Genomic DNA, 14,123 nt, shown 5'->3' with positions numbered 1-14,123 from the left:
GAAGAGCCGGGCCCGCAGGCCTTGGCAGCGATAGGAGAGAACCCATGGCAGTGAGGATTGGACTGGTCGGAACGGGCACCGTCGGCGGTGGCTGCATCGACATCCTGCAGAACCACAAGGACGACTTCAAGCGCCACTACGGCATTGACGTGGAGCTGGCGCGCGTGTGCTCGCTCAGCTCGGCAGAGGCCGAGGCGCATGGCGTGGGGCACCTGTTCACCGACGACTTCAACGAGGTCATCAATGACCCCGACATCGACCTGGTGGTGGAGCTGATCGGCGGCACCACCTTCGCGCGCACCGTGGTGCTGGGGGCCCTGGCCGCTGGCAAGAACGTGGTCACCGCCAACAAGGCGCTCATGGCCACCCACGGCCAGGAGGTCATGGACGCCGCGGCTGCCGCCGGCAAGGAGATCGCCTTCGAGGCGAGCGTGGGCGGCGGCATCCCCATCATCGACCCGCTCAAGCACTCGCTCATCGCCAATGAGATCACGTCGGTCATGGGCATCGTGAACGGCACGACCAACTACATGCTCACCCGCATGGCCGACGACGCCATGGACTACGACGAGGCCCTGCGCGAGGCCCAGGCCGCCGGCTTCGCCGAGGCTGATCCCTCCGCCGACGTGGACGGCTTCGACGCGGCGGCCAAGATCGCCATTCTGGCCTCCATCGCCTTCAACTCGCGTGTGGTGATGGACGACGTGTACACGAGCGGCATCACCTCCATCAGCCCCGTGGACCTGGAGGCCGCCCGTGACATGGGCTACGTGGTGAAGCTGCTGGCCATCGCGCACCGTCGCCCCGAGGGCATCGACGTGCGCGTGCACCCCACCATGATCCCCGACACCCACCAGCTGGCTACGGTGAACGGCGTAATGAACGCCATCTACGTGGTGGGCGACGCCGTGGGCGAGACCATGTTCTTCGGCGCCGGCGCCGGCTCGGGCCCTGCGGCGAGCGCCGTCATGGGCGACGTGCTGGAGGTGGCGCGCCACATCCAGCAGGGCGTGGGCCCCATCGTCGGCTGCACCTGCACCGACGCGCTGCCCATCCTCCCCATGGAGGAGCTGGAGATGAAGTACTACATCCGCTTCAGCGTGTCCGACCGCCCCGGCGTGCTGGCGGCCATGACCGGCGTGTTCGCCCAGCACAACGTGAGCGTGCACTCCGTGGTGCAGCGCGGCAAGGGCAAGAGCGGCGTGGTGGACGTGGTGTACGTCACCCACACCGCCCAGGAGCGCGCCATCCGCGCCGTCATCGACGAGATAGCGGCGTTGGAAGACGTGCTGCACGCCGAGCCGTCGCTCATCCGCGTGGAAGAGTAGGCGGACTCGTCGTCGCCGGCGCAACGACGAGTCGGCCGACGCTGCGAGGCCCCCTGGCTTTCCGGCTGCTCCCTGCGAACGATCGTCGCGTACCGAAGGTGCGCGTTCTCGCGTTCTCGGGGCATCTGGAAAGCCAGGGGGCCTCTTGCTGACACTGACGGGAAAGGGAGATTGCCGATGCAGGGGAAAAGTCCGCGAGTGGGCGTCGTCTACGACTGCGACGGGACGCTGATCGACTCGATGGGGGTGTGGCGCGCGCTCGAGGACGAGCTGGCGGCGCAGGGCGGCTTCACGCTGACCAAGGCCGACACCGACCACATCACCACCCTCACCATCCCTGAGTGCGGCGACTTCTTCCACGAGAAGTTCGGGCTGGGCGCGTCGGGCGCTGCGGTGAAGGGGATGATCGACGAGTTCATGATGGACTTCTACGCGAACCGCGCCCAGGAGCGTCCCGGCGCGCTCGCCTTCGTGCGCGCCCTGGCCGAGCGCGGCGTGCCCCAGAGCGTGGCGTCGTCCACACCGGCGCCGCTGCTGCGCGCAGGGCTCGCCCATGCGGGGTTCGCGCCCTACCTGGCGGACATCGTGTCGGTGGATGACGTGGGAGCCTCCAAGCGCGAGCCGGCGGTGTACGACCGCGCCCGCGAGCCGCTTGGGACGACGCGCGCCCAGACGTGGGGCTTCGAGGACGCGCTGTACGCCGTGCGCACTCTATCTGCGGCCGGCTACGGCACCGTGGGCGTCTACGACAACGATCTGGCCGGCTCCTATGACGACTTGGCAGCCGAGGCCGACCTGGCCATCCGTGGGTTTAGTCAACTGAATCCTGACGACTTCTTGGTCCGCGCGCAGGCTCGCCTATAATCAAAGGGACTGTACCTTCCCGTTGTCGAGGAGTTGTTCCCCCATGACCGAGCGTCACCACGCCCCCGGAGCAGAGGAGCGTCTGAGCGAGGAGGCCGAGAAGGCCGCGCGCATCGTGCGCGAGGATGCGGCCGCGGCCGAAGCCGTCGCGGAGCGCGAGGTGAGAGAGGCGGAGTGCCGGGCCAAGGAGGGCTTGGTCGAGGGCGTCTCGTCTGCGCGCCATGAGCTGGAGATGGATCGGGCGGCTGCCGGGCAGAGCGCCCGCCGCAAGGAGGCCGACCTCCGTCGCGCGGCCGAGCTGCTCACGCACCCGGAGGCGCTGCGCGAGGGCGCGGCCGCCGCCGTGGCCCGCGAGTCGGCCAAGGTGGAGCGCCTCGCCGATGACCTGGCCCATCCGTCGCGCGAGCTGGAGGCTGCCAAGCAGGCGGTCGAGCATCGGCGCGAGGCCATCGAGGAGGTCGGCCAGCGCATCGTCAGCGAGACCGAGGGGCCGAGCGACAAGAAGAAGCTGCCGCTGGCCATGAAGGTGCTCGGCGTGCTGTGCCTGGTGGCTGGCGTGTACAACCTGGCCGGCGTCGTCTGGGGCGTGCTGGAGGCGTGGCGCCTGTTCCAGCCCGAGAGCATCGAGACCTTGGGCATCTCAACGCTCGTGGTGCAGATTGCCATGACGACGGACTACGCGCTACTGCTGGCGTCGTTCGCCTTCTTCGGCCTGCGCCTGCTGCGCAACCGCCGGCGCCTGGCCGCGCTCACGCTCGACTTCATCTTCATCCTGCTGGTGGTGGGCGTGCTGTGCTCGGTCATGCTCCAGGGCATTGGGTACTACCTCATCGGCTACGGCGTGCTGCTCGTGTTTGCCGTTGCCATGCAGTCCTATCTCGATCCGTCACTCGCCGAGGAGCGCGAGCTGCGGCGAAAGCTGCGTGACATGGACCTGCGAGACGAGGCCGAGGCGGGCACGCTGGGCCTGGACGAGACGGGCCGGGGCTTCATCACGCTCAACTTCTTCAACCTGTTCTGGATATTCGTGGTGTGCTCGGTGCTGGGCCTGGGGATCGAGACGGTCTACCACTTCCTGGTGGTGGATCCTGGCCAGTACCAGGATCGCGCGGGGCTGCTGTTCGGGCCGTTCTCGCCCATCTACGGCATCGGCGCGGTGCTGATGACGGTGTTCCTCAACCGGTTCCATAAGAAGAACGTCGTGCTCATCTTCTTCGTGAGCGCGGTGATCGGCGGGGCGTTCGAGTACTTCACCAGCGTGTTCATGCAGTATGCCTTCGGCGCGGTGGCCTGGGATTACACGGGCATGTGGCTCTCCATCGGCGGGCGGACGTGCGGGCTGTTCATGATCATGTGGGGCGTGCTCGGCGTGGTGTGGATCAAGCTGCTGCTGCCGGTGATGCTGCGCATCGTGAACCTCATCCCGTGGAACTGGCGCTATGCGGTGACCACGGTGTGCGCCGCGCTCATGCTGGCTGACGCCATCATGACGCTGCAGTCGCTCGACTGCTGGTATGAGCGCCTCTCGGGCAACCAGGTGGACACGCCCATCCAGAGCTTCTACGACAGGCATTTCGACAATGCCTACATGGAGCATCGCTTCCAGTCCATGAGCATCCATCCGGACGACGCGGTCCGCGGCGGGAAGTAGCCGAAGACGCACGAGGGGCCCCTTCTCGAAGGGGCCCCTCGTGCGTCCGCCCCCTCTTAATTCCAAGGATCGCGCTCGAAGAGGGGGTTGTCGGCGGGGCGGTCGGAGTAGGGGTCGTAGCCGTCGTCGTCCTCGTTGGCCGGACGGCGGAAGGGGTCGGGCGGCGCGGGCGCCTCCGCCGTGCCCGACCCGCCCGCGTGCTCGGCCGCCGCGCGGGCGGCCTGCTTCCGGGCGATCTGGCTTGGCAGCGGCGTGGTGACGACGGTCGCGTTCGGATCTTTCCGCGGGTCGATGGCCATCGCTATGCGCCTGCTTCCGCGTCGGTGCGGCTTGCGCCCGCGTTCGCGACTCGCGCGCCGCCCGCTGCCTCGCGGGAGGCGCGGGCGGCCGGGGCTTCCGCCGATGTTTCACGTGAAACATTCGTGCGGGCTTCGGCGCTTGCGTCCCTGTCCCGCGCGCCCTCCGCGTTCGCGTTCGCGCCCTCCGCGTTCGCGTTCGCGCCTTCCGCGCCTTTCTCGCCCGTGCCGCTCTCATCGGCGCCGCCTGCTGCCTCGCGGGAGGTGCGGGCGGCCGGGGCTTCCGTCGATGTTTCACGTGAAACATTCGTGCGGGCTTCGGCTCTGGGGCCTTCCGCCTCCTCGTCGGTGCCGATGGCGTCGATGTCGTAGGGGGTGGTCTGGTAGACGTAGTAGTTGAGCCAGTTGGTGTAGAGCAGCTGGGCGTGCGAGCGCCAGCGCGCGACGGGCTCGGCGGCGGGGTCGTCGTCGGGGAAGTAGTGGGCCGGCACCGCCATGGCCAGGCCCTTCGCGATGTCGCGGTCGTATTCGGCGCGCAGGGTCTCGCGGTCGTACTCGGGGTGGCCGAACACGAAGAAGTGACGGCTGTCGGTGGACTTGGCGATGTAGACGCCGGCCTCGTCGGAGACGGCCACCAGCTCCAGGTCGGGATGGGCCTCGATGTCGGCGGCGCGCACCTCGGTATAGCGCGAGTGGGGCGCCCAGAAGTCGTCGTCGAAGCCGCGCACGAGCGGCGAGGTGCGCTTCGTCAGGCGGTGCGCGAACACGCCGAACGTCTTCTCGTCCAGCCCGTGCTTGGGCACGCCGTAGTGGAAGTAGATGCCGGCCTGCGCACCCCAGCAGATGTGGAGCGTGGAGTGCACGTTCGTGGCGGACCAGGCCATGATGTCGCACAGCTCGTCCCAGTAATCGACGTCCTCGAAGTCGAGTTGCTCTACCGGGGCGCCGGTGATGATCATGCCGTCGAAGTGGCGGTCACGCACCTGGTCGAAGGTGGTGTAGAAGGCCTCTAGGTGCTCGGCGGCGGTGTTCTTGGAGTCGTGGCTGGCGGTTTGAAGCAGCTCGACCTCCACCTGCAGCGGCGTGTTGGACAGCTTGCGCAGGATCTGCGTCTCGGTGGTGATCTTGGTGGGCATGAGGTTGAGCAGCAGCAGCTTGAGCGGGCGAATGTCCTGGTGCATGGCCCTAAACTCCGTCATGACGAAGATGTTCTCGCTTTCGAGCGCCTGGGTGGCGGGAAGCGAGTCGGGGATGCGTATGGGCATGGCGGGCTCCTTTGGTTGGGGCAGGGTCGCGCCTGGCCGGCTTGCTGGCGGCGGCGCGGGCGCGCGGCTGTGCGGGCGCAGGGGCGCGCAGGCGCAGGGGCGCGCGTTTGGCGCATCCTACTATATAAGAAGGCTGCGCGGGCGGAGGCGCAGAGCGGTTATCGGCTTATTCGTTTATCGGGTAGCTGGCTATATCGAATGCGAGGGAGACGCCAGCTGTGCCCTCGTCGTACAATAGGCGGCGTTCTTCTCCGGCACGACGAAAGGCCATCCTATGAGCGAGACCATCGGCACTACGTGCGTCCAGGGCGGCTGGCGCCCCGGCGACGGCGACCCGCGACAGGTTCCCATCTACCAGAACACCACGTGGAAGTACGGCACGAGCGAGGCCATGGGCCGCCTGTTCGACCTGGAGGAGTCCGGCTACTTCTACACGCGCCTGGCCAATCCCACCAATGATGCGGTGGCGGCCAAGATCGCCGAGCTGGAGGGCGGCACCGCCGCCATGCTCACGTCGTCGGGCCAGGCCGCCAACTTCATGGCCGTCTTCAACATCGCGGGGGCGGGCGATCACATCGTGTCGTCGGCGTCCATCTACGGCGGCACGTTCAACCTGCTGTCCCACACGCTGCGGCGCATGGGCATCGAGTGCACCTTCGTCGAGCCCGACTGTTCGGACGCCGAGCTCGAGGCGGCGTTTCGCCCCAACACGAAGCTCGTGTTCGGCGAGACCATCGCCAACCCGGCGCTCACCGTGCTCGACATCGAGCGATTCGCGGCTGCGGCCCACGCCCACGGAGTACCGCTGGTGGTGGATAACACGTTCCCCACGCCGGTGCTCTGCCGGCCGCTGGAATGGGGCGCCGACATCGTGACGCATTCCACCACCAAGTACATGGACGGCCATGGGGCCACCGTGGGCGGTGTCATCGTGGACGGCGGCACGTTCGACTGGCAGGCGCATGCCGACAGGTTCCCCGGTCTGTGCGAGCCTGACGAGAGCTACCACGGCGTGGTGTATACCGAGCGGTTCGGCCAAGGCGGGGCGTTCATCACCAAGGCGACGGCCCAGCTCATGCGCGACCTCGGCTGCTGCCAGAGCCCGCAGAGCGCATTCCTCATCAACCTGGGGCTTGAGAGCCTGCACCTGCGAATGGCGCGTCATGCGGCCAACGGCCTGGCGGTGGCCGAGTACCTGGCAGCGCATCCGAAGGTGGCCTGGGTGCGCCATCCGTCGCTGCCGGGCGACGTTGAGCATGAGCGCGCGGCCAAGTACCTGCCGGAGGGTAGCTGCGGCGTGGTGAGCTTCGGCGTGGCCGACGGGCGCGAGGCGGCCGAGGCGTTCATGGCGAACCTGCGGCTGGCGCAGATCGCCACGCACGTGGCCGATGCGCGCACCTGCGTGCTGCATCCCGCGGCCAGCACCCACCGCCAGATGACCGAGGCGGAGCTGGCGGCTGCCGGCATAGGGCCGGATCTGGTGCGCTTGTCCTGCGGCATCGAGGACGCCGCGGACCTCATCGCCGATCTCGACCAGGCGCTGGCGGCCATCTAAGGGCGTCGAGGAGCTGGAAGGCCCCGATCTCCTGCGCGCGGCCCGGTGTTTCACGGGAAACACCGGGCCGCTTTGGTCCTGCCCGTTGCAGGCGGAGGGGGCGTTTCTGGCCATTTGCTTCGAAATTCCGAGGCGTGACCCTGTTCCCTCCATGCGCTTGCCACCGTTTTGCCTGGTCAGCATTTTTCATCGACGCGATCCAAAGCGGAAAAATCGGGTTTTGCCAGCTTTATCTCGGAATTTCGAAGCAAATGGCCAGAAACGCTCAAATCGCGTGCAAGGTGCGGCCGTTTTCGCGCGCTGGCGACGATGGAATTGGGAGGAGCGATGAGTGCAGCCTGCCGCGCTCTCGTGGGGCGCGTGGCCAGGTCGCGTCGGAAGGCGGCCGACAGCTTCCGACTGCGGGGCAAGCTTGTCAGCGACGGGCGGCGACTCGGCGCCGCCCGTCCAGCTCGAAGGATAGCCGAGGGTCAGGCGACGAGCGGCCCCTCCTCGCCTTCGAGGTGCGGAGGAAGGGCGACGGGCTCTAAAGGCAGATCATGACGAGGCCGAGCGCGAGACCGGCCATGATGGCGAACGCGGGGGCCTTCGACCGGTAGATGAGGTAGGCCTCGGGCAGGATCTCGCCGAACACCACGTAGAGCATGGCGCCCGATGCGAAGCCGAGCGACAGGCACAGCCCGAGCGGCCCGATGTCGCCCAGCCAGAAGCCGAGCCACGCGCCCAGCAGCGTGGGCACGCCGCAGGCGGCCGTGAGCAGCGTGGCGCGCACGCGGCCCATGCCGCCGCTGATGAGCGGCACGGCGACGGCCATGCCCTCGGGGATGTTGTGCAGGCCGATGAGCACGGCCATCACCATGCCGGTGCCGAGCATGAGGTTGTCCGAGATGGCGAAGCTGGCACCGATGGTCATGCCCTCGGGGATGTTGTGCAGCGCGATGGCGCAGGCCATGACGACGCCGGCCACCACCAGCGATACGCGTGAGTCGTTGTTGCGCTTGTGCTCGTTGAAGTGGTCGGCGTGAATGAGCTCGTCGATGTCGTCATGGGTGGCGGGGTGGTCGGCGTCGGCTACGTGGGGCACCTCGTGGCGCGTGCGCCGGTCAATGGCGTAGTTGAGCCCGTAAACGACCGCCACGCCGGCGGCCACGGCCGCCACGGCGATGAACACCCCGTGCTCGTGGACCTCCTGAGCCGCCTCCACCGCCTCGGCAAGCAGGTCGAAGCACACCATGGCGGTCATCACGCCGCCCGCGAAGGCGAGGAGCAGGCTGACCGTGCGGTTCGACTCGCTCTTGAACAGGGCGCCGACCAGGCCGCCCAGCCCCGTTCCGCCGGCACCGGCCAGCAGGGTGACGAGGGTTATGAACAGAAACGGATCCATCGATTCCATGGCGCGATACAGCCTTCCGGAGAGGGTGGGGACGAAAGTTACCCAAATATAATAATGATGAAACCCCTCGACGATGTCAGGAAAGGCGATTCTTTAGCGAGCGTAAACTAAGGCTAACTTCAGTCGGGCCCCTCCGCGTTGCCTGAGGAAGCGACATTGGGTACGCCTCGGATGACGCGCCCGTCGGCGCCGATGCTTCCGGTCGGGCCGTGCCGTCGTGGCGGTTCCGCGGGCCGTTCTCTGGGTGCGGCGCGGTTGTCGATCCAGCCGCTTTGCCCGCTTTAGCTGGGAATTTTCGTCAGCTTTGCCTGGTTTTCGTTGACTTTGGTCGAAGCGCGTATATACAATGCAAAAGTTCGCTTTCAAAAGCCCCGTAACGGCAGTGCGAGTTCGGAAGCGCGCAAGGAGGGAGTCCAGGCCCACACCGCGTGCGTTGGCGTAGGAAACCAACACCCGAGGTCAGCTGCACTTTTGAAAACAAACACCCCTGCGAGGCGGGCTCCGCCGCTCGCGGGAGCGGGCGCGGCCTCATGGCTACGCGCGACCCCGTGGGCCGGAGGCTTCAGCCGCCGGACAGGACCTGCAAGCTAATTGGAGGAACGTAAGTGAAGACGTATCATGCAAAGCCCGGCGAGGTCGAGCGCGAGTGGGTGCTGATCGACGCCACTGACCAGGTGCTCGGTCGCGTGGCCACCAAGGCCGCTCAGATCCTCAAGGGCAAGCACAAGCCGCAGTACACCCCCCATGTGGACACCGGTGACTTCGTGATCATCATCAACGCGGACAAGATTCGCGTGACGGGCACGAAGGCCGCGTCCAAGAGCTACTACCGCCACAGTGGTTTCCCCGGCGGGCTGAAGTCCGAGACCTTCACCGAGGCCATGGCCAAGCATCCGGAGCGCGTGATCGAGCATGCCGTCAAGGGCATGCTGCCGAAGAACACGCTCGGTCGCGCCATGGGCAAGAAGCTCAAGGTCTACACCGGTGCGGAGCACCCGCACATGGCTCAGCAGCCCCGCAAGATTGAGATGGAGGGTTAATCATGGCAGGTGAAGCTCTGTACTACGGCACCGGCCGTCGCAAGAACGCCGTCGCCCGCGTGCGCCTGGTTCCCGGTACCGGCAAGGTGACCGTCAACGGCCGCGATGGCGAGGAGTACTTCGGCCGCGAGGCTCTGCTCAACTACGCGAAGACCCCGTTCAAGGTGACTGACACCCAGGGTCACTTCGACGTGATTGCCAACATCACCGGTGGCGGCGTGTCCGGCCAGGCCGGCGCCCTGCGCCATGGCATCTCCCGCGCCCTGCTGGCTGCTGGCGACTACCGCGCCGAGCTGAAGAAGGCTGGCTTCCTGACCCGCGACGCCCGTATGGTGGAGCGTAAGAAGTACGGTCTGAAGAAGGCTCGCAAGCGCCCGCAGTTCTCCAAGCGCTAGTTTCGCGTACGCGATACCAGAGAAGGCCTGCTCGAAAGAGCAGGCCTTTTTTGTTGCAGGTGTTAAGCGGTTAACAGCAAGAGGGGATGTGGGGCTTACTGAGTTAAAAATCGGGTGATTTTTAACTCAGTTGTGGGGAATTTCAGGCGAAGGTGTTAAACGTTTAACTCAATTCCGGGTCAGCCGGGGAAAGCGGGGCCTCGGCGACGAGCGCTTCAAGGCGCTCCCGATCGAGGGCGTAGTGGGTCTTGCGCCCCACCTTGAACGCCTCGACAAGCCCCAGTTCCTTCAGGGGCTCAAGGCGCTTGTACAGCGTTTGGCGGGAGATTCCGACTGCGCGGGCCATGTTGATGCCGCTGATGCCCTCGAAGGAGAACAGCGTGGCGGTGGCCAGTACCTCGGCGACATCGCGGCTCTCCGGCGGCACGAGGCGGTCAGTCGCGGTCACGCACTGCTCGAAGGCGCGTCGCCTCTCGACGAGGGAATCGCGGAGGTTGCGCATAGCCTGCACGATGATCTCGCAGAAGGAGATGACGAAGGGAGTCAGGTCGCCGCGGTTGAGCGCATGCTCGCAGGTGGTGAAGGCCTTGTAGTACTTGTTGATGTCGTTCTTGACGGCGAAGGAGAGGGCAAGCCCCACGAGGGGCTCGTACTCCTGGGCGATGAGGTAGCTGCTGATGAAGCGGTTGGTGCGCCCGTTGCCGTCATAGAAGGGGTGGATGTAGCCGAAGAGGAAGTGGAACAGCGCCACGCGGACGAGCAGCTCGACGTCATCGTCGTTGAGCAGGCGCAGGGCGTTGTCGAGCTCCTCGATGATGCGGCTCTCGGGCTCCAGGCCGTCATGGATGGGGATGCCGGCCTGGTCGACAACGTGGACGACCCCCCGGCGGAAGTAGCGCCCGTCGGGGACGTTGCCGGGGTCTGCCGCCCTCACCTCAGCGAGAACGAGGTCGTCATAGATGGCGCGGATGTCGGGGCAGGTCTCGGTGGCGACGGGGGAGCGGCTTTCGAGTAGCGCGTATTTCTGCACGATGCCGAGGAAGCGGCCGTTGCGGTCGTTCTCGCGCAGGCGCTCGAGCACCTCGCCGATCTCTCGCCGCGTGGAGCGGACGCCCTCTATCTCGTTGGTGAGCACGATTTCGTCGATGAGACAGCTGTCGCGGTAGCTCTCAAGGGCGCGGCCGGGCAGGGACAGTTCGAGCTTGAGGATTTCCTTGTCGAGCCGGGCCGCCTCCAACATGGCCTCGTAGATCTCGGGGGCCATGAAGACGAAGGCGGGTGCGCCGGATACCGTCGTGTCGAGGTGCAGGGTGCGCGGGTCGTTGAAGCGACTCTCGTAGGCGCCATCGGCATCGGCTGCGGGGTCGTGGAAGAGCTTGCGGAGGTCTCGGTAAGTCATAGGCGAACCTTCTCATTGAGTTAAATTCTGTCGCTATTTTAACTCAGTAGACGTGATAAGGGGATGATTGAGTTAAAAATCGGGCGATTTTTAACTCAATCATGGGGAATTCAGGACGAAGGTGTTAAACGTTTAACTCAATTGAGCGAGAGGAGGCGGGCACGGAGGGCCTCGGGGGTGCCGCGGTGGTGGGTGGCGATGACGAGGGTGCGCGAGCCGAGGGCCTGGAGGGCGAGGCGGGCGGCGGCTTCCCGAGAGGCATCATCGAGGCTGGCGAAGGGCTCGTCGAGGATGACGAGGGCGGCGTCATGGGCCAGCGCTCTGGCCAGCTCGATGCGGCGGCGCTGACCGCCGGAGAGCTGGGCGACGGGGCGGTCGAGGAGGCCGGGCGCGTCGGGAAGGAGGGCGTCGGCCAGGGCGGTGCCGCGGGCACGCTCGGCGGGGTCGCGGGCGGTGAGGGCGAGGTTCTCGCGACCGGTGAGCTCCTCGACGAGACGCGGCTCCTGGAACACCATGCTCACCCGGGGCGGCTGTACCTGAACAGCGCCCGCATCAGGCCGCTCGAGTCCCGCTACCAGGCGCAAGAGCGTCGTCTTCCCGGTGCCAGAGGGCGCCATGACGCAGAGGCGGCCGCCAGGTTCCACGTCGAGCGAGAGGTCGTCCAGCACGAGGTGGTCGCCGAAGGACTTGGCGACGCCGCTCAGCTGCACGCGGGCGCCGGGCATGGAGTCGGGGGCGGGTGCGGTAGCTGGGCCGCCGGCGCTGGCACCGGCGGCGGGCGAGGGCGCCGGCGCGCTGGGCGAAGCGTGCGATCCGCCGTCCGGGCGCTCGCGCAGGAGGAGACGGGGCAGGCGGGCGAGGGCGTCGATGAGCGCCACGACGGCCTTCTCGCAAAGCCAGCCCAGGGCTATCACCACCACCGTCCAGGCAATGATGTCGGCGGTGTCGAGCGAGAGCTTCGCCAGGTAGATGTGCTCGCCGATGGAGCGCGCGGGCAGGCCGATGAGCTCGGCGGCCACTCCCGCCCTCCAAGCCATGCCGACGGCGGTCTTGGCGGCGGCGCGCAGGAAGGGGGCGGCCTCGGGCCAGCGCACGCACGTCCAGCGGCGCAGGCGCGGCACGGAGAAGACGGTCAGCATCTCGTCGAGGGCCCGATCGCGGGCGTCGCGTGCCTCGAGGGCGGCGAAGTAGAACGGCGGCGCCACCACGAGCCCCACCACGAGGGAGGTGGCGCGATTCGCGCCGGCCCCTACCAACAGCAGCGCGATGACGCATACGACCGGCGTGCTCTTCACCACGTGAAGGAGCGGCGCCAGGAAGTCGCGCACGCTTGCCCAGCGCGCGGCTGCGGCGCCGGCGGCCAGCCCCAGGGCGCAGGCCGCGGCGAACCCGAGGGCGATCCGCTCGAAGGAGCGTGCCGTCGCCGTCCAGAACGCAGGGTCGGCCAGGTTTCGGGCAAGGGCGGCGGCTGCCTCGGCGGGGCCGCAGAGCAGGAGCGCGTTGCCCGCGGCCAGGGCCGCCAGCTGCCAGAGCGCGAGCCAGGCGAGGACAATGGCGCCGCGCCGTGCGACGCGGCGCAGGCCGCCGCCCTCGTGTTCGCTCCGGTCCCCTTCCATCGCTCCCTTCCGCATGGCAGGCTAGCCCAGGTAGTAGAAGTCGTCGTCGGGAAGCTGGCCGCCGATGGCCTGGGGCGCCCGCTCCTCCAGCATGGCCAGGTAGCCGGCGAGGGCGTCCTGCATCTCGGCGCCGGTCAGGCAGACGATGCTGCACTGGGGGATGGCGCGCTCCGCCACGGCCGCGCTGCCGACGATGCCCAGGTCGACCACGGTCGGCGCCACGGCGGCAGGGTCGTTCGCGGCGGTGGCGGCGGAGGCGCGGTGGGCTTCCACGAAGGCGGCGACGGCCTGGGGGTGTTCGTCGATCACCGCGGCGCGGGCCACGGTGACGCCGGTGACCAGGCGTCCGAAGACGCGCGCCGACTGGTCGCTGCGCGCTGCCAGCAGGTCCCACTCCTCGGTGAGGTCGAGCACCGTGCGCAGCGTCTCGTTCTGCGCGAGGGCGGCCGTGGCGTAGGGCTGCGGCACGATGCCCACGGCGCTCGGGTCGGCGGCGAGGAGCGCCACCACCTCGGCCGGTTCGGAGCGGTATTCCAAGGTGAGAGCGTCGGGCGGCACGCCCGCGGCGTCGAGCAGGCACTCAAGCGTGTACTGCGGCACGGTGCCCTTGCCGGTCAGGTAGACGGTGCGGCCGGCCAGGTCGGCCATCGACCGCACGGATTCGTCGCCGGACAGGCCGTAGAGGACGCCGAGCGTGTTCACGTCGATGACGCGGATACCGCCGTCCGTACGCTGGTAGAGGGTGGCCGCCAGGTTGGCGGGGATGAGGGCGATGTCCACATCCCCGCTGGCCAGGGCGGGAACTATCTCATCGGCGGTGCCGGCGATGGTGAAGGCATAGGCCGGCGACTCACCGGAGGCTGCGACGTCGCCCGTCGCAGCGGGCGCGGCGCCGCCCTGGTTGGGGCCCGTCGCGGCAGGGTCGTCGGCGGCGGCAAGCCCGCCGCTTTCGGCGATGAGCGACGCCAGGCCGATGGAGGTGGGGCCCTTGAGCGAGGCCACGCGCAGCGTCACGGGTTCCTCGGCCGGTGCGCCGCCGGGCGCCGGGTTGTCGGTCGAGGGGGAGGGCGCAGGGCTTGCGCATCCCGCGATGGCGAAGACGGCGAGCGCCGTCAGCGCGGCGAGGAGGAGGGCGGCGATTCGGCACCTCGAAGGCGTGCGCGGCGTGGCGAGGGTCATGCGGTTCCTTTCCGTGCGTCGGTATGGCCGAGCATTCTAGCACGGTGTCTTCCGATGCCTGTGCGCCGCAGGCCGAAGCGCCCGCCACCGGCGTCAGGGGGAGCGGGCGGCAATGATAAGGTTGCGCGTATCAGTCTTCGCA

At 67.7% G+C, this 14,123-nt stretch carries 12 protein-coding genes; 6 read left to right on the top strand and 6 right to left on the bottom strand.

Annotated features, from left to right (window positions below):
• The first annotated feature begins 44 nt into the window (after positions 1-44).
• The 3 genes from AC6I0Y_RS10770 (at position 45) to AC6I0Y_RS10760 (ending at position 3,843) form a co-directional block, all read left to right on the top strand.
• The gene (locus tag AC6I0Y_RS10770) at positions 45-1,328 is read left to right on the top strand and encodes a homoserine dehydrogenase (RefSeq protein WP_497731825.1); all 1,284 of its coding nucleotides are present in this window, start codon (positions 45-47) and stop codon (positions 1,326-1,328) included.
• A gap of 177 nt (positions 1,329-1,505) precedes the next feature.
• A complete protein-coding gene (locus AC6I0Y_RS10765; protein ID WP_497731822.1) occupies positions 1,506-2,192 on the top strand; it encodes an HAD family hydrolase in 687 nt (228 codons plus the stop codon).
• Between the two features lie 43 nt (positions 2,193-2,235).
• Positions 2,236-3,843: a putative ABC transporter permease gene (locus AC6I0Y_RS10760; protein ID WP_497731819.1), complete on the top strand. Its 1,608-nt coding sequence runs from the start codon at positions 2,236-2,238 to the stop codon at positions 3,841-3,843.
• A 56-nt stretch (positions 3,844-3,899) separates the two neighbouring features.
• On the opposite strand, the gene AC6I0Y_RS10755 is transcribed toward AC6I0Y_RS10760, so the two are convergent.
• Together AC6I0Y_RS10755 and metA are read right to left on the bottom strand one after the other, a co-directional pair.
• Positions 3,900-4,142, bottom strand: a complete 243-nt coding sequence (locus AC6I0Y_RS10755; RefSeq protein ID WP_497731817.1) for a hypothetical protein — start codon at positions 4,140-4,142, stop codon at positions 3,900-3,902.
• 2 nt (positions 4,143-4,144) lie between these two features.
• Positions 4,145-5,404 carry a homoserine O-acetyltransferase MetA gene (metA, locus tag AC6I0Y_RS10750; protein WP_497731814.1) on the bottom strand — a complete coding sequence of 420 codons (1,260 nt, stop codon included), beginning with the start codon at positions 5,402-5,404 and terminating at the stop codon, positions 4,145-4,147.
• A gap of 274 nt (positions 5,405-5,678) precedes the next feature.
• Between metA and AC6I0Y_RS10745 the strand changes: the two genes are divergently transcribed.
• Positions 5,679-6,959: an O-acetylhomoserine aminocarboxypropyltransferase/cysteine synthase family protein gene (locus AC6I0Y_RS10745; protein ID WP_497731812.1), complete on the top strand. Its 1,281-nt coding sequence runs from the start codon at positions 5,679-5,681 to the stop codon at positions 6,957-6,959.
• A gap of 526 nt (positions 6,960-7,485) precedes the next feature.
• Here AC6I0Y_RS10745 and AC6I0Y_RS10740 read toward each other — a convergent pair.
• The gene (locus AC6I0Y_RS10740; protein ID WP_497731809.1) at positions 7,486-8,352 is read right to left on the bottom strand and encodes a ZIP family metal transporter; all 867 of its coding nucleotides are present in this window, start codon (positions 8,350-8,352) and stop codon (positions 7,486-7,488) included.
• A 605-nt stretch (positions 8,353-8,957) separates the two neighbouring features.
• On the opposite strand from AC6I0Y_RS10740, the gene rplM reads away from it, so the two are divergent.
• Positions 8,958-9,392 carry a 50S ribosomal protein L13 gene (gene rplM / locus AC6I0Y_RS10735; protein WP_160708099.1) on the top strand — a complete coding sequence of 145 codons (435 nt, stop codon included), beginning with the start codon at positions 8,958-8,960 and terminating at the stop codon, positions 9,390-9,392.
• Positions 9,393-9,394: 2 nt separating this feature from the next.
• The gene (gene rpsI / locus AC6I0Y_RS10730; RefSeq protein WP_160708101.1) at positions 9,395-9,787 is read left to right on the top strand and encodes a 30S ribosomal protein S9; all 393 of its coding nucleotides are present in this window, start codon (positions 9,395-9,397) and stop codon (positions 9,785-9,787) included.
• Between the two features lie 163 nt (positions 9,788-9,950).
• Here rpsI and AC6I0Y_RS10725 read toward each other — a convergent pair whose 3' ends face one another.
• From AC6I0Y_RS10725 to AC6I0Y_RS10715, 3 genes are all read right to left on the bottom strand, one after another.
• Positions 9,951-11,186: a Fic family protein gene (locus AC6I0Y_RS10725; protein WP_497731805.1), complete on the bottom strand. Its 1,236-nt coding sequence runs from the start codon at positions 11,184-11,186 to the stop codon at positions 9,951-9,953.
• Between the two features lie 137 nt (positions 11,187-11,323).
• Positions 11,324-12,802, bottom strand: a complete 1,479-nt coding sequence (locus AC6I0Y_RS10720; protein WP_497731804.1) for an ATP-binding cassette domain-containing protein — start codon at positions 12,800-12,802, stop codon at positions 11,324-11,326.
• 21 nt (positions 12,803-12,823) lie between these two features.
• Positions 12,824-13,981 (bottom strand): ABC transporter substrate-binding protein, encoded by a 1,158-nt coding sequence (locus tag AC6I0Y_RS10715; protein ID WP_497731801.1) that lies wholly within the window; start codon positions 13,979-13,981, stop codon positions 12,824-12,826.
• Between the last annotated feature and the right edge of the window lie 142 nt (positions 13,982-14,123).

It is taken from the genome of Adlercreutzia sp. St.1H8 (assembly GCF_059728655.1).
Note: the sequence above shows the minus strand (reverse complement) of the source record. Positions and strands in the feature narration are given on the sequence as shown.

What these genes read in the sequence shown, in the direction of transcription:
- AC6I0Y_RS10770 (WP_497731825.1), top strand. Translation starts at nt 45, where the DNA reads ATGGCAGTGAGGATTGGACTGGTCGGAACGGGCACCGTCGGCGGTGGC.
- AC6I0Y_RS10765 (WP_497731822.1), top strand. Translation starts at nt 1,506, where the DNA reads ATGCAGGGGAAAAGTCCGCGAGTGGGCGTCGTCTACGACTGCGACGGG.
- AC6I0Y_RS10760 (WP_497731819.1), top strand. Translation starts at nt 2,236, where the DNA reads ATGACCGAGCGTCACCACGCCCCCGGAGCAGAGGAGCGTCTGAGCGAG.
- AC6I0Y_RS10755 (WP_497731817.1), bottom strand. Translation starts at nt 4,142, where the DNA reads ATGGCCATCGACCCGCGGAAAGATCCGAACGCGACCGTCGTCACCACG.
- metA (WP_497731814.1), bottom strand. Translation starts at nt 5,404, where the DNA reads ATGCCCATACGCATCCCCGACTCGCTTCCCGCCACCCAGGCGCTCGAA.
- AC6I0Y_RS10745 (WP_497731812.1), top strand. Translation starts at nt 5,679, where the DNA reads ATGAGCGAGACCATCGGCACTACGTGCGTCCAGGGCGGCTGGCGCCCC.
- AC6I0Y_RS10740 (WP_497731809.1), bottom strand. Translation starts at nt 8,352, where the DNA reads ATGGAATCGATGGATCCGTTTCTGTTCATAACCCTCGTCACCCTGCTG.
- rpsI (WP_160708101.1), top strand. Translation starts at nt 9,395, where the DNA reads ATGGCAGGTGAAGCTCTGTACTACGGCACCGGCCGTCGCAAGAACGCC.
- AC6I0Y_RS10725 (WP_497731805.1), bottom strand. Translation starts at nt 11,186, where the DNA reads ATGACTTACCGAGACCTCCGCAAGCTCTTCCACGACCCCGCAGCCGAT.
- AC6I0Y_RS10720 (WP_497731804.1), bottom strand. Translation starts at nt 12,802, where the DNA reads ATGGAAGGGGACCGGAGCGAACACGAGGGCGGCGGCCTGCGCCGCGTC.
- AC6I0Y_RS10715 (WP_497731801.1), bottom strand. Translation starts at nt 13,981, where the DNA reads ATGACCCTCGCCACGCCGCGCACGCCTTCGAGGTGCCGAATCGCCGCC.